Raw genomic sequence first — 12881 nt, 5'->3', positions numbered from 1 at the left:
CCGTGGGACGGGGAAGTCCGACCCCACAGGAACCTCCCGTTCTCCGGGGCAGGGGTTCCATGATCCGGCGGCCGGAGCGTGTCCGCGTGCACCTCGGCCGCGGCCGCCGGATCATGGAACCCCTGCCCCGGAGAACGGGAGGTTCCTGTGGGGTCGGACTTCCCCGTCCCACGGACCCTGCTGTCCGAGGACGTCGAGACGCTCCTGGCAGGCGCGACCGCGGAGCTGGGGCGTGAGTACCGCGTGCTGCGGGAGATCGTGGAGGGCGGTGCGGCGGCCGTGGCGGTCCTCGACACCCTGCTGCGCTATGTGTACGTCAACCCCCACATGGCCCGGATCGTCGGCGTACCGGCGGAGGAGCAGCTGGGACGGACCCTCGCCGAGGTCATACCGGGGGTGGAGCGGCCGGAGGAAGTGCCGCGCGCGGTGCTGCGCGACGGCCGGCCGCGCGATGTCCTCATCGCCGGGGACATGGGCACCGGGACGTCCCGCAGACCCCGGGAGTGGCACAGCACGTACCACCGGCTCCAGAACGGGCGCGGCGAGGTCGTCGGACTCGTGGCCATCGGCGTGGAGGTCACCGAGCCGCGCCGCTATCTCAACGAGCTCGAACGGGCCCACGGCCGGATGGCCATGCTGCACGCGGCCACCCTGCGGATCGGCACCACCCTGGACCTGGAGACCACCTGCCAGGAACTCGTCGACTTCGTCGTACGCGATCTCTCGGACGGCGCGTCGATCGAACTGGTCGTGGAGAACGAGCCGGTGCGCTCCCCGCGCGTCCCCTCGGCCGGGGTGATGCGGATGCGGCGGGCCGCCGTGAGCGCCCGGCCGGAGCTCGCGGCGCGGCTCGGCGGACTGGCGGGCCCGGACGACGTGAACGACCACGGGCCGACGTCCCCCATGCGCCGCTGTCTGGAACGCGGACGGCCCTTCGTGACGAGCATGCCGACCCGGGTCCGGCCCAGGGGACCCTACGCGGAGCGGCTGGAGCGCTACCGCGCCGCCGGGATCCACTCCACGCTGGTCGTGCCGCTGCGGACCGACTCCCGCAGCGTGGGCGTCCTCGCCATGGTCCGGGCGGGCTCCTCACCCGCCTTCACCGCCGAGGACGCCGTGGTGGCGCAGGAACTCGCGGGCCGCGCCTCCCACGCCATGGAACGCGCCCAGCGCTACACCCGCGAGCACACCATGGCCCTGGAGCTCCAGCGGGCCCTGCTCAGCGAGCCGACCCAGCCGCACCCGGACCTGGAGACCGCCTCCCGCTACCTCCCGGCCGACGACAGCGCGGTCGTGGGCGGCGACTGGTACGACTCGCTGGCCCTTCCGCACGGCCGCAACCTGCTGGTCATCGGCGATGTCATGGGCCACGGCGTCGAGGCCGCCGTCGCCATGAGCCACTACCGCTCCATGCTGCGCGCCCTCGCCTCCTCCGGACTGCCCCTGCACGAGATGCTCACCGCCGCCGACCGCATGGTCGCCGGGTCCGGCTTCGACCGCGTCGCCACCTGTCTGCTCGCCCTGGGCGACCCGGCCACCGACACGGTCAGCTACGCCAACGCCGGCCACCTGCCACCCCTGCGGATCCTGCCCGACGGCCGCGTGGAACTGGTCCCGCTCCCGGCCGGCCCACCCCTCGGCACCGGCATGGGCGGCTACGAGACGGTCGTCCGCCCGGGCGTCCCCGGCGGGGTGCTGCTCCTGTACACCGACGGCCTCGTGGAACGCCGGGGCGAGGACATCGACGTCTCCCTGCGCCGGCTGACGGAACTGCGCCTCCAGCCCGGCGGAGGCCTGGACGAGATCCTCGACGGGATCCTGGCGCACGCCGCGACCGGGTCGGCGCGCGACGACATCGCCCTGCTGGCGGCCCGGACGCGGGGCGGGTGAGCGGGCCGCGCGCGGAGTGCCCGTATCGGCGGGGTCGTCAGCCGCGTCCGGCGCCCGCCCGTCGTCGTACCTCCACCACCACGGCCACCGCGGGCCCGCACACCAGCAGCAGCGCCGGAGTCCCGTAGCCGTAGGTCAGCGTCGCCGCCGCGGCCACCCCCGCGACGAGTAACGGCCCGCCAGGGTCCGACCTGACGGCTGTTTCGGGCCGCCCGCCGGCTGGTGCTGCAGAATCTCGTCATCGCGGGGACGTGCATCACCGTGCTCGTCGCGTGGGACCCCGTCGCTCATCTCCCCCTGCCGCTCGGCGTGGCAGGTCACGAGGGTTCGACCGTGCTGGTCGGGCTGAACGGGCCGCGGCTGCCGCGCGAGTCGGCGTGGCGATCCGGGGCGGCGCAGGGAGCGTGAGGGCGATGTCGGATTCTCGCCAGCCAGTGCCCGGTGACTGCACCATGCTGGTCGTATGCAGAAGGGGATGCACACCGACACCGAGCGCTGCGTGCGCGCCGTCCAGTCCAAGGACGCCCGGTTCGACGGGTGGTTCTTCACAGCGGTCCTGACGACCCGGATCTACTGCCGGCCGAGCTGTCCGGTGGTGCCGCCCAAGGCGGAGAACATGACGTTCTATCCGAGCGCGGCCGCCTGCCAGCAGGCCGGCTTCCGGGCGTGCAAGCGCTGCCGCCCGGACACCAGCCCCGGCTCCCCGGAGTGGAACCAGCGCGCGGACCTGGTCGCCCGGGCGATGCGGCTGATCGCCGACGGCATCGTCGACCGCGAGGGCGTGCCCGGGCTGGCCTCCCGGCTCGGCTACAGCACCCGGCAGATCGAACGCCAGCTGCTCGCCGAGCTCGGCGCGGGCCCGCTCGCCCTCGCCAGGGCCCAACGCGCCCAGACGGCAAGGCTGTTGATCGAGACGACACCGCTGCCGATGGCGGAGATCGCCTTCGCCGCCGGCTTCTCCTCCATCCGCACCTTCAACGACACCGTGCGCGAGGTCTTCGCCCTCTCCCCGAGCGAACTGCGCACCCGCGCACCGAAGAAGGGCGACACCACGAGCAGCCCGGGCACCCCGGGCGCCCTCACCCTGCGGCTGCCGTTCCGCGCCCCCCTCAACCCCGACAACCTCTTCGGCCACCTCGCGGCGACCGCCGTACCGGGGGTGGAGGAGTGGCGGGACGGCGCGTACCGGCGCACGCTCCGACTGCCGTACGGCCACGGCATCGTGACCCTCGCCCCGAACCCCGACCACATCGCCTGCCGCCTCACCCTCAGCGACCTGCGCGACCTGACCGTCGCCATCAGCCGCTGCCGGCGCATGCTCGACCTGGACGCCGATCCGGTCGCGATCGACGACCAGTTGCGCACGGACCCGGTGCTGGCGCCGCTGGTCGACAAGGCTCCGGGGCGGCGGGTGCCGAGGACGGTGGACGAGGCGGAGTTCGCCGTACGGGCGGTCCTCGGGCAGCAGGTGTCCACGGCGGCGGCCCGGACCCACGCGGCCCGTCTGGTGACCGCGCACGGGGAGCCGCTGAACGACCCCGAGGGCGGCCTGACCCACCTCTTCCCGTCCCCCGAGGCGCTCGCCGCCCTCGACCCGGAGTCGCTGGCGATGCCCCGCACCCGCCGGGCCACCTTCACCACCCTCGTCGCCCAACTCGCCGACGGTTCACTCAACCTGGGTGTGGAGGGTGACTGGACCCAGACCCGCGCCCGCCTCCTCGCCCTGCCCGGCTTCGGTCCCTGGACCGTCGACGTCATCGCGATGCGCGCGCTCGGCGACCCCGACGCCTTCCTCCCCACCGACCTCGGTATCCGCAAGGCCGCCCAGGAGTTGGGCCTCCCCTCGACCCCGGCCGCGCTGACCGCGCGGGCGGCGGTCTGGCGGCCCTGGCGGGCGTACGCGGTCCAGTACCTGTGGGCGACCGACAGCCACCCGATCAACTTCCTCCCGGTATAAGGACGTTCCGTGAGTTCAGCGAAGCAGCACACCGTGATCGTCAGCCCGTACGGCCCGCTGACCCTGGTCGCCACGGGCGGCACCCTCAGCGGCCTCTACATGACCGACCAGCGCCACCGCCCGCCCCAGGAGGACTTCGGCGAACGCGACGACCGCCCCTTCGGCGAACCGGCCGACCAGCTGGCGGCCTATTTCGCCGGGGAGTTGAAGGAGTTCACCCTCGAACTCCACCTGGACGGCACCTCGTTCCAGCGCAGCGTCTGGCAGCAGCTGCTCCGCATCCCCCACGGCGAGACCCGCACCTACGGCGACCTCGCCGACGCCCTCGGCAACCCCGGCGCCTCCCGGGCGGTCGGCCTCGCCAACGGCAAGAACCCGATCGGCATCATCGTCCCCTGCCACCGCGTCGTCGGCTCCGACGGCAGCCTCACGGGCTACGGCGGCGGCCTCGAACGCAAGCAGCGGCTGCTGGACTTCGAGCGCGGAGCGGCACTGTTCTGAGACCTCGGACTAAGCCCCCTCCTCCCGGAGCCGCCGCAGCAGCTCCGGCAGGGCGCTCCCGATCGGCTCCCGCACCACCTCGTCGGCGCGTTCGTCGTAGGGCGTCGGCTCGGCGTTGACGATGACCAGCCGCGCCCCGTGGTCGGCGGCCACGCCCGCGAGACCGGCGGCGGGCTGGACCTGGAGACTGCTGCCGACGGCGATGAACACCTGGCACGCCTTGGTGATCGAGACCGCCTCGCCGAGCACCACCGGGTCGAGCCGTTCGCCGAACATCACGGTCGCGGACTTGAGGATGCCGCCGCACTCCCGGCACGCCGGATCGTCCTCGCCGGCCTCCACCCGGGCGAGGGCGTCCTCCATGGGGCCGCGCGCATGACACTTCGTACACACGAAACTCCGTGCGGAGCCGTGCAGTTCGAGTACCTTGCGGGCCGGCATCCCGGCGAGCTGGTGCAGCCCGTCCACGTTCTGCGTGATGACCCGCACCGGCACCCCGGCCCGCTCCAGTTCGGCCACGGCGAGATGCGCGGCGTTCGGCTCGGCCCGCAGCGTGCGGTTCTCGCGCCGCATCCGCCACGAGCGGCGCCGGATCTCCGGATCGCCCATGTAGTACTCGTACGTCACGAGCTTCTCGGCCTCGGGGTCCTTGCGCCACAGCCCCTGAGGGCCGCGGTAGTCGGGGATCCCGGAGTCGGTGGAGATACCGGCGCCGGTGAGAAGGGCGACGAGGGGCCTGTTCATGGGGCCGAGGGTAGATCGGCGGGGCCGGCGGGAGCGAGCGGTTATGTCAGCCGTCGTCCTCGTCGTCGTACGGCTGCACCGGACCGAACGGCTCGATCTTCGGGTTCGCGTACGGCCCTCGGTAGGAGCCCTTCGCCCCGGCCGTCCCCTGGATCCGGGACGCGGCCTCCTCGGTCACCAGGAGTGCGCAGGTGCCGTGGGCCGGGTCGACGGGGACCAGGCCGTACGCCGTGTCGACCTCGTCGTCGGCGAGGCCGAGACGGCGCTGGGCGTCCTCCAGTGACGCCCCCGGGGGGAGCGTCACGGTGATGAGGACGGTGGGGCTCCGGTGAGCCATGGGTCTCCTACAGGCGGGCGTGCGTCTTGGTGATGCGGCGCAGGGCGTCGACGATCGACGGGGTGTTGATGATGCCGTACCCGTAGTCGAAGTCGTATCCCATACCGCCCGCGTCGTGCGCGGTGCGGCGCAGCAGCGTACGCATCAGGGACGGTGACAGGTCCTTCACCGACAGCCGGCTGCGCAGTGCGGCGACGACCCCCGCGGCGACCGGGCAGGCGGCCGACGTCCCCGAGTCGGGGCTGTTCTGGCCGAACGCCTTGGAGCCGCTGAAGTGCGTGTATGTGGCGATGTCGGGCTTGCGCACGGCGAGCCGGCCGGGCCCCTGGGACGAGTAGCCGACCCGGGCGTCGCGGGTGTCCACACCGGCCACGGACAGCACCTTGGGGTGCGAGTTCGCCCCGTTGATGGGCCGGTTGGGGAATCCGCAGCGGCCGTCCGGACAGTCGGTGCCGCAGTTGCCCGCGGCGAACAGGATGTCGGCGCCGGACTGTTCCAGCGCGGCCAGGATGAGGTTGAACGGGTGCGCGCGGTTGTCGGAGTAGTTGCCCGGGTGCCCCGGCGGGAAGTCCCAGCTCGGCTTGAAGGAGCCCCAGCTGTTGCTGACGACCAGTTTCCGCCGCTCGCGCGGCATCTGCTCCAGGAGCGACCACAGATGGGCGAAGGCGGAGATCGCGTCGGAGAGCAGGCCCTCCATCACGGTGGCGCCCTGCCGCTGCGAGAGCAGCACGGGAATGTCGAGGAGGGAGACCTTCCGGGCGACGATCAGCGAGTCGAAGGCGCACATCGTGCCGTGGTGCACGGGGAACTGGCCGAAGTTCCCGGTGACCCCCGGCGGCTTCCAGCTGCGCGCGGCGTCGACCGTCACGGGCGAGCCCAGGACCTGCCCGAGGTGTGCGACGTTGATCCCGGTGTCGACGATGGCGAGCGGGACACCGCTGCCGTCGAGTCCCTCGCTGAGCAGGGCGTCGGTGACGGCCCGCTGCACGTCGTGCCAGTCGCCGACCGGCGGGGTCCCGCCGCAGGTGGGCATGGTCTCGACGGCCGGGTCGGAGGAGACCCCGACGATGTCCGGCCGCGCGGCGCCGAGCAGCGCCAGACGGCTCGCGCCGTCGCGGTCCTGGATCTCGCCGCGCACCAGGACGCTCGCGTCCTCCGGTGCCAGCGAGAAGGTGAGCGGCTGGTCCAGCGACAGCGGATCGCCGTCGGAGAAGGCCGGCCTGGGCTGCGGCACCGGGACCGGTGCGAAGTCGGGGTCCACCGCGACCCCGGGGATCGAGCCGACGACGTCGTCGGCGGGCGGTGTGCTGACGGACGGATCCACGACGGCTTGAACGACATCACGTTCTGGCCGCACCTGAACGATTACCCGCATGTTTCCCCCTGTGATTGAATCCGGCGGCCTGGAAACGGCCCACCGGCGTTACCTGCGGATAAGGCGAGAATTGCAAGCTATTGGGGTCCTTGGAGGGGGTCCATACGCTCATGGGCGTAGCTGGAAAAATCTTGGACGGTGATGTCGAGAACCCCCGACCCGCTCCGTCCCAGGGGTGAACGCGACCACAATGGGCCGCACCAGTACCGAGGAGAACCACCATGGCCAAGTACCTGCTCCTGAAGCACTACCGCGGAGCCCCGGCCGCGGTGAACGACGTCCCCATGGACCAGTGGACGCCGGAGGAGATCTCGGCGCACGTGCAGTACATGCGGGACTTCGCGGACCGGCTGGAGAAGACCGGCGAGTTCGTCGACGGCCAGGCACTCGCCCCCGAGGGCGCGTGGGTCCGCTACGACGGCGAGGGCCGCCCGCCGGTCACCGACGGTCCCTTCGCCGAGACCAAGGACGTCATCGCCGGCTGGATGGTGATCGACGTCGACACCTACGAGCGTGCCGTCGAACTGGCCGGGGAGCTGTCCGCCGCTCCCGGGGCGGGCGGGAAGCCGATCCACGAGTGGCTCGAACTGCGCCCGTTCCTGTCCGCGCCGTCCACCACCGCGGACTGTCATTGATGGACGAGGCCCTGCTGAGGAGCCTCACGCCGGGCGTGCTCGCCGTCCTCGTCCGCCGCGGAGCAGACTTCGCGGCGGCCGAGGACGCCGTGCAGGACGCGCTCGTCGAGGCGGTCCGCGCTTGGCCGGCCGACCCTCCGCGGGACGCGAAGGGCTGGCTGGTCACCGTGGCCTGGCGCAAGTTCCTCGACGCCACCCGCGCGGACACCGCGCGCCGCCGCCGTGAGGACCGCCTCGACGAGGAGCCGGAGCCCGGACCCGCGCCCGCGGCGGACGACACGCTCCAGCTCTACTTCCTGTGCGCCCACCCCTCGCTGACCCCGTCGTCCGCGGTCGCGCTGACCCTGCGCGCGGTCGGCGGCCTGACCACCCGCCAGATCGCCCAGGCCTACCTGGTGCCCGAGGCGACCATGGCGCAGCGCATCAGCCGCGCCAAGCGCACCGTCTCCGGCGTACGGCTCGACCGGCACGGCGACGTCGCCACCGTGCTGCGCGTCCTCTACCTGGTCTTCAACGAGGGCTACTCCGGTGACGTCGACCTCGCCGCCGAGGCCATCCGGCTCACCCGGCAGCTCGCCGTCGCCATCGACCACCCCGAGGTGGCGGGGCTGCTCGCCCTCATGCTGCTCCACCACGCCCGCCGTGCCGCCCGGACCGCGCCCGACGGCAGCCTCGTACCCCTCGCCGAGCAGGACCGTGGCCGCTGGGACACCGGGGCGATCGCCGAGGGCGTCGAGATCCTCCAGCGGGCCCTGGCCCGCGACCGGCTGGGCGAGTTCCAGGCCCAGGCCGCCGTCGCGGCCCTCCACGCGGACGCGCCCACCGCCGGGGAGACCGACTGGGTGCAGATCGTCGAGTGGTACGACGAACTCGTCCGGCTGACCGACAGCCCGGTCGTCCGGCTCAACCGCGCGGTCGCCGTCGGGGAGGCCGACGGACCGCGCGCCGGCCTGGCGGCGCTCGCCGCACTGGACGGCTCCCTGCCCCGCTACACCGCGGTGGCCGCCTACCTCCACGAGCGGGACGGTGACCCGGTGACGGCGGCACGGCTGTACGCCGAGGCCGCCCACAAGGCCACCGACCTCGCCGAACGCGACCATCTGACGCGTCAGGCCGCCCGGCTCAACGCCCGTCCGCGGCACTGACGGGACGGCGTCTCACCCCGGTCAGACCCGGTGCCCGTTCTCCAGCTCGGCCGTCCCCGCGCCGCCCGCCAGCACGTCCAGCGCGGCCAGCACCCGGCGGCCCAGGGCACCCGGCAGATACTCGGCCAGCTCCTCGCGCGGGACGAGCCGCCAGGACAGCAGCTCCTCCTCCTGGAGCCGGATCGCCTTGAAGTCGTCCTCGCCGAGCACCCCGCCGTCGTAGAGGTACGCCACCAGCGGCGGCCGTCCCGTCCCGTGCACCCAGTCCACCGCGAGCAGCCGGCCGGGCTCCCGGTCCAGACCGATCTCCTCCGCGGTCTCCCGGCGCGCGCCCTGACGCGGGGTCTCGCCGTCGTCGGACTCGACGGTGCCGCCCGGAAGCGCCCAGCCGTCACGGTAGTTGGGCTCCACGAGCAGCACCCGGCCCGCCGCGTCCCGGAAGAGGGCGGCGGCACCGGCGAGGACGCGGGGGAGACCCGCGATGTACGTGGCGAAGTCAGCAGCGGTCATCCACGAAGGGTAACCAGGCCGTCCCGGCGCGGGGAGAGCGCACCGAACGGCTCCCGCGGGTCCCCGGGGACGGCGGCACGCCTCCCGTGCGCCGCGCGGCCGAGGTCACTCGGCCGCCACCAACCGCAGGGTGCGCTCGGCCAGTTCACTGATCCGTACCCCGTCGAAGCCGAACACCGCGCTGCGCACCGTGTCCTCCAGCGGCTCCTTCCACTGCGCCGGAATCGCCTCGGCGCCGCTCAGCACCCCGGCCACCGACCCGGCGGTCGCCCCGTTGGAGTCGGTGTCCAGTCCGCCGCGGACCGTCAGCGTGACGGTACGGGTGAAGTCGCCGTCGCCGTACAGGAGTCCGGCGGTGAGCACCGCGGCGTTCGGGACGGTGTGGATCCAGCCCATCCCGGACGTCTCCTCGGCCACCGTGCTGAGGGTGTCCTCCCAGGTCATCCGGGTGTCGTGGAGGGAGATCACCCGGCGCACGGTCCGGGCCAGCCGACTGCTCCCCGGGACCACGGTCAGCGCCTGGTCCAGGGCCTCGCGCACGGTCGGCGCGGTGAACGCCGCCGAGACCAGCGCGGCCGCCCACATCGCGCCGTACACCCCGTTGCCGGTGTGCGACAGCACCGCGTCGCGACGGGCCAGCGAGGCCGCGCGGCGCGGGACACCGGGGCAGGTCCAGCCGTAGATGTCGGCGCGGATCAGCGCGCCGATCCACTCCTGGTAGGGGTTGTCGTACGTCGCCGTCAGCGGCGGTTTCAGCCCGTTGGCGAGGTTGCGGTAGGCGGCCCGCTCCGCGGTGAACGTCTGCGAGTACGGCAGCCTGAGCAGCCACAGGTCCCCGACCTGCTCGGTGCTGAAGGCGAAGCCGTGGGTCTCCAGCAGGTCCAGGCCGAGGATGGCGTAGTCCACGTCGTCGTCACGGCAGCTGCCGTGGATCCGGCCGCGCACGCACTGGCGCCACTCGGGGCGCAGCTCGAAGCCGTCGCTCTCGCTGGGCGGCTCGGGCAGGTAGTCGGTCAGCGGCAGCGCGGCGGCCTGCCGCAGATAACGGTCGATCCGGTCCCGCGTCCACAGGTCGCCCTGCTCGACCGGCTTGCCGAGCATGTTGCCGGCGATCCGGCCCAGCCAGCCCCCGAGGACGCGGTCGGCGAGCTCTGGTGCGGTGCCCACAGGGGTCATAGGTCCGGTTTACCTGATTTCGGGTTCCCGCACAGTGGGGTCGCAGCGGCTTCTCAGGGTCCGGGCGGGGCATGACGGCGAGGGGCACCTCCGGTTATGGTCGCAGCGGCGCGACTGGCCTGACATGCGTGAGGCCCGGAGAGCAAGGGGAATGCAAGGTGGCGAACGCTGCAGGCAACAGCGCCCAGAGGGTGCTCATCGCCGCGGACAAGTTCAAAGGGTCGCTGACGGCCGTGCAGGTCGCCGAGCGGGTGACGGCCGGGCTGCGCCGGGTCGTGCCGGAGCTCGACGTCGAGGCGCTGCCCGTGGCCGACGGCGGCGACGGCACCGTGGACGCGGCGGTCGCGGCCGGCTTCGAGCGGCACGAGATCAAGGCCGCCGGACCCCTCGGCCAGGAGGTGACGGCCGCCTTCGCGCTGCGCGGCGACACCGCCGTGGTGGAGATGGCGGAGGCCAGCGGCCTCCAGCGCCTCCCCAAGGGCGTCTTCGCCCCGCTCACGGCCTCCACGTACGGCTCCGGCGAGCTGCTGCGGGCCGCGCTCGACGCGGGCGCCCGCACGATCGTCTTCGGCGTCGGCGGCAGCGCCACCACGGACGGCGGCGCCGGGATGCTGACCGCGCTCGGCGCCCGCTTCCTCGACCAGGACGGCGAACCGGTCGCCCCGGGCGGCGGCGGTCTCGCCGACCTCGCCACGGCCGACCTGTCGGACCTGGACCCGCGCCTGGCCGACGTCGAACTGGTCCTCGCCAGCGACGTCGACAACCCCCTGACCGGCCCCAAGGGCGCGCCCGCGGTCTACGGCCCGCAGAAGGGCGCCTCCCCGGACGACGTGGAGGCCCTCGACGAGGCCCTCGCCCACTACGCGCGCGTGCTGGAGGAGGCTCTCGGCGCCAAGGCCGCCGCGTACGCGGCCTCGCCCGGTGCGGGTGCCGCGGGCGGCATCGGCTACGGCGCCCTGCTGGTCGGCGCCCGGTTCCGTGCCGGCATCGAGGTCATGCTCGACGTCCTCGGCTTCGCTCCCGCGCTGGCGAAGGCCACCCTGGTCATCACCGGCGAGGGCTCCCTCGACGAGCAGACCCTGCACGGCAAGGCCCCCGCGGGCGTCGCCGCCGCGGCCCGCGCCGCGGACAAGGAGGTCGTCGCGGTCTGCGGCCGCCTGGCCCTGCCCCCGGAGGCCCTCGGCCGGGCCGGCATCCGGCGGGCGTACCCGCTCACCGAGGTCGAGCCCGACGTGGCGAAGTGCATCGCGGAGGCGGGACCGATCCTGGAACGGGTGGCGGAGCAGATCGGCCGGGACTTCCTGACCTGATCACCTCCGGGCACCCGAGAGCCGGTACGCGTCCAGCGCCAGCGTCATCTCGATCAGGTCCCGGGGCCGGGCCAGCGACCGGGACGTCAGCTGTTCCAGTCGCCGTAAGCGGTTGAAGACCGTGTTGCGATGGCAGTACAGCCGTCCCGCGGCCCGCCCCGCGGAGCCCTCGCACGTCAGCCAGACGTCGAGGGTCTCAAGGAGCACGGCCCGGTCGGCGGGCTCCAGCGCCAGCAGCTCGCCGAACACGTCCGACACCAGCCGGTCGGCGAGCTCCGGCTGGCTCACCACCAGCGCCGTCGGCATCCGCTGATCCAGCCGTACGACCCCGGTCGCGTCCGGCGGACACGTCCGCAGCGCCAGTTCCGCGAGCCGCCGGGCCCGCCCCAGCTCGGCCAGCCCCGGCACCACCGGACTGATCCCGCCGGGCCCCGAGCACCGCCCGTCGAGCGCCCGGGCCACCCCGTCCAGGCCCTGGCCCGGGGTGAGCGCGACGACCGCGACCTCGCAGTCCGCCCGCATCCGCCAGATGAACCGGAACCCGGCCCCCTGCAAGGGCCGCACACCGCCGTCCCGCCGCTCGGTCCGCAGCACCACCACCGCGTACGGCCCGTGCTCCGGCAGATCGAGGCCCGCCGCCGCCCGCGCCGCGAGCCCCGGCGACGCCTGCCCTTCCAGGAGGGCGTCGAGCAGCGCCTGCAACTGCTCGTCGGTCCGCCGCCGCAGCTCCGCCTCCGTCGCCCGGTACGCCTCCGACGCCGCCTGGGCCTGCGCGTCCACCGCCGACCACACCATCGTCGTCGACCGCATCAGCGCCGCCAGCCGCTCCGGCTCCCGCCCGGCCGCGCCCTCCACCAGCGCGTCCCACACCAGATAGCCGGCGTTGCGATAGGCGTGCACCAGCAGATCCAGCGGCAGCCCCTGCTGGGCCCGGCGCCGGCCCGCGTCCTCCGCGTACTCCAGATCGCGGCGCGGCGAGTCCCGGGGCGCGGAGAGCGTCTCGATGCCGATCCGGAACGCCTCCTCCGCCTCCCGCCACTGCGTGTCGTGCGGGAGCACCCGCCCGTACACGGGGGAGTGCTCGGTGAGTTGCCGTAGGTGCTCGTCGACGAGCTCGGGCACCCGTTCCAGCAGAGCCGTGCAGGACTCCGCGAGCAGCTTCCAGTCATGACCGGTGCGTGGCCGTCGCCCTCCCATGACCGGAGGATGCCACCGGGACGCGGCCGCGCACAGGCCCCTGACACGCGGTGTTGTGCACGCGCACAACGCCCCGCCCGGCCCGCTGGGCACCCGCAGCGATT

12 protein-coding genes and 1 pseudogene are annotated in these 12881 nt (G+C 73.5%); 7 read left to right on the top strand and 6 right to left on the bottom strand.

Going from position 1 to position 12881, the window contains the following annotated elements:
• Nucleotides 1–147: 147 nt before the first annotated feature.
• From HLK59_RS29710 to HLK59_RS29690, 4 genes and pseudogenes are all read left to right on the top strand, one after another.
• Nucleotides 148–1890, top strand: coding sequence for a SpoIIE family protein phosphatase (locus HLK59_RS29710; RefSeq protein WP_171144620.1), 1743 nt, complete (start codon nucleotides 148–150; stop codon nucleotides 1888–1890).
• Nucleotides 1891–2085: 195 nt separating this feature from the next.
• Nucleotides 2086–2298, top strand: a pseudogene (locus HLK59_RS29700) (heavy metal translocating P-type ATPase); the annotation flags it as partial.
• Between the two features lie 67 nt (nucleotides 2299–2365).
• Entirely contained in the window at nucleotides 2366–3847 is a 1482-nt protein-coding gene (locus tag HLK59_RS29695) for an AlkA N-terminal domain-containing protein (RefSeq protein WP_171144626.1), read from the top strand.
• A gap of 9 nt (nucleotides 3848–3856) precedes the next feature.
• Nucleotides 3857–4348: a methylated-DNA--[protein]-cysteine S-methyltransferase gene (locus HLK59_RS29690; protein WP_171144619.1), complete on the top strand. Its 492-nt coding sequence runs from the start codon at nucleotides 3857–3859 to the stop codon at nucleotides 4346–4348.
• A 9-nt stretch (nucleotides 4349–4357) separates the two neighbouring features.
• On the opposite strand, the gene HLK59_RS29685 is transcribed toward HLK59_RS29690, so the two are convergent.
• The 3 genes from HLK59_RS29685 to HLK59_RS29675 are packed head-to-tail and all read right to left on the bottom strand — an operon-like array spanning nucleotide 4358 to nucleotide 6804.
• On the bottom strand, nucleotides 4358–5092 hold the full coding sequence (locus HLK59_RS29685; protein ID WP_171144618.1) for a Sir2 family NAD-dependent protein deacetylase: 735 nt from the start codon (nucleotides 5090–5092) through the stop codon (nucleotides 4358–4360).
• 46 nt (nucleotides 5093–5138) lie between these two features.
• The gene (locus HLK59_RS29680) at nucleotides 5139–5429 is read right to left on the bottom strand and encodes a hypothetical protein (RefSeq protein WP_171144617.1); all 291 of its coding nucleotides are present in this window, start codon (nucleotides 5427–5429) and stop codon (nucleotides 5139–5141) included.
• A gap of 7 nt (nucleotides 5430–5436) precedes the next feature.
• Nucleotides 5437–6804 carry a S8 family serine peptidase gene (locus HLK59_RS29675; RefSeq protein WP_171144616.1) on the bottom strand — a complete coding sequence of 456 codons (1368 nt, stop codon included), beginning with the start codon at nucleotides 6802–6804 and terminating at the stop codon, nucleotides 5437–5439.
• Between the two features lie 221 nt (nucleotides 6805–7025).
• On the opposite strand from HLK59_RS29675, the gene HLK59_RS29670 reads away from it, so the two are divergent.
• Together HLK59_RS29670 and HLK59_RS29665 are read left to right on the top strand one after the other, a co-directional pair.
• Nucleotides 7026–7439, top strand: coding sequence for a YciI family protein (locus tag HLK59_RS29670; RefSeq protein ID WP_171144615.1), 414 nt, complete (start codon nucleotides 7026–7028; stop codon nucleotides 7437–7439).
• On the top strand, nucleotides 7439–8584 hold the full coding sequence (locus HLK59_RS29665) for a DUF6596 domain-containing protein (protein WP_171144614.1): 1146 nt from the start codon (nucleotides 7439–7441) through the stop codon (nucleotides 8582–8584). The genes HLK59_RS29670 and HLK59_RS29665 overlap by 1 nt, the downstream gene beginning before the upstream one ends.
• Nucleotides 8585–8605: 21 nt before the next feature.
• Here the strand turns inward: HLK59_RS29665 and HLK59_RS29660 are convergent, their stop codons facing one another.
• Both HLK59_RS29660 and HLK59_RS29655 read right to left on the bottom strand, forming a co-directional pair.
• Nucleotides 8606–9094 carry an NUDIX hydrolase gene (locus HLK59_RS29660; protein ID WP_171144613.1) on the bottom strand — a complete coding sequence of 163 codons (489 nt, stop codon included), beginning with the start codon at nucleotides 9092–9094 and terminating at the stop codon, nucleotides 8606–8608.
• 105 nt (nucleotides 9095–9199) lie between these two features.
• Nucleotides 9200–10270, bottom strand: coding sequence for an ADP-ribosylglycohydrolase family protein (locus HLK59_RS29655; protein ID WP_171144612.1), 1071 nt, complete (start codon nucleotides 10268–10270; stop codon nucleotides 9200–9202).
• 191 nt (nucleotides 10271–10461) lie between these two features.
• On the opposite strand from HLK59_RS29655, the gene HLK59_RS29650 reads away from it, so the two are divergent.
• Nucleotides 10462–11580 carry a glycerate kinase gene (locus HLK59_RS29650; RefSeq protein WP_171144625.1) on the top strand — a complete coding sequence of 373 codons (1119 nt, stop codon included), beginning with the start codon at nucleotides 10462–10464 and terminating at the stop codon, nucleotides 11578–11580.
• Here the strand turns inward: HLK59_RS29650 and HLK59_RS29645 are convergent, their stop codons facing one another.
• A complete protein-coding gene (locus HLK59_RS29645; protein WP_171144611.1) occupies nucleotides 11581–12777 on the bottom strand; it encodes a helix-turn-helix domain-containing protein in 1197 nt (398 codons plus the stop codon).
• Nucleotides 12778–12881: the final 104 nt, after the last annotated feature.

Source organism: Streptomyces sp. S3(2020) (assembly GCF_013044505.1).
Classification (GTDB): domain Bacteria; phylum Actinomycetota; class Actinomycetes; order Streptomycetales; family Streptomycetaceae; genus Streptomyces.
The sequence above is the reverse complement of the archived record's forward strand: the minus strand, read 5'-3'. Positions and strand labels throughout refer to the sequence as shown.

Bases quoted from the DNA above. Each gene is read 5' to 3' on its own strand.
- HLK59_RS29695 (WP_171144626.1), top strand. From the start codon at position 2,366: ATGCACACCGACACCGAGCGCTGCGTGCGCGCCGTCCAGTCCAAGGAC.
- HLK59_RS29685 (WP_171144618.1), bottom strand. From the start codon at position 5,092: ATGAACAGGCCCCTCGTCGCCCTTCTCACCGGCGCCGGTATCTCCACC.
- HLK59_RS29680 (WP_171144617.1), bottom strand. From the start codon at position 5,429: ATGGCTCACCGGAGCCCCACCGTCCTCATCACCGTGACGCTCCCCCCG.
- HLK59_RS29675 (WP_171144616.1), bottom strand. From the start codon at position 6,804: ATGCGGGTAATCGTTCAGGTGCGGCCAGAACGTGATGTCGTTCAAGCC.
- HLK59_RS29670 (WP_171144615.1), top strand. From the start codon at position 7,026: ATGGCCAAGTACCTGCTCCTGAAGCACTACCGCGGAGCCCCGGCCGCG.
- HLK59_RS29665 (WP_171144614.1), top strand. From the start codon at position 7,439: ATGGACGAGGCCCTGCTGAGGAGCCTCACGCCGGGCGTGCTCGCCGTC.
- HLK59_RS29660 (WP_171144613.1), bottom strand. From the start codon at position 9,094: ATGACCGCTGCTGACTTCGCCACGTACATCGCGGGTCTCCCCCGCGTC.
- HLK59_RS29655 (WP_171144612.1), bottom strand. From the start codon at position 10,270: ATGACCCCTGTGGGCACCGCACCAGAGCTCGCCGACCGCGTCCTCGGG.
- HLK59_RS29645 (WP_171144611.1), bottom strand. From the start codon at position 12,777: ATGGGAGGGCGACGGCCACGCACCGGTCATGACTGGAAGCTGCTCGCG.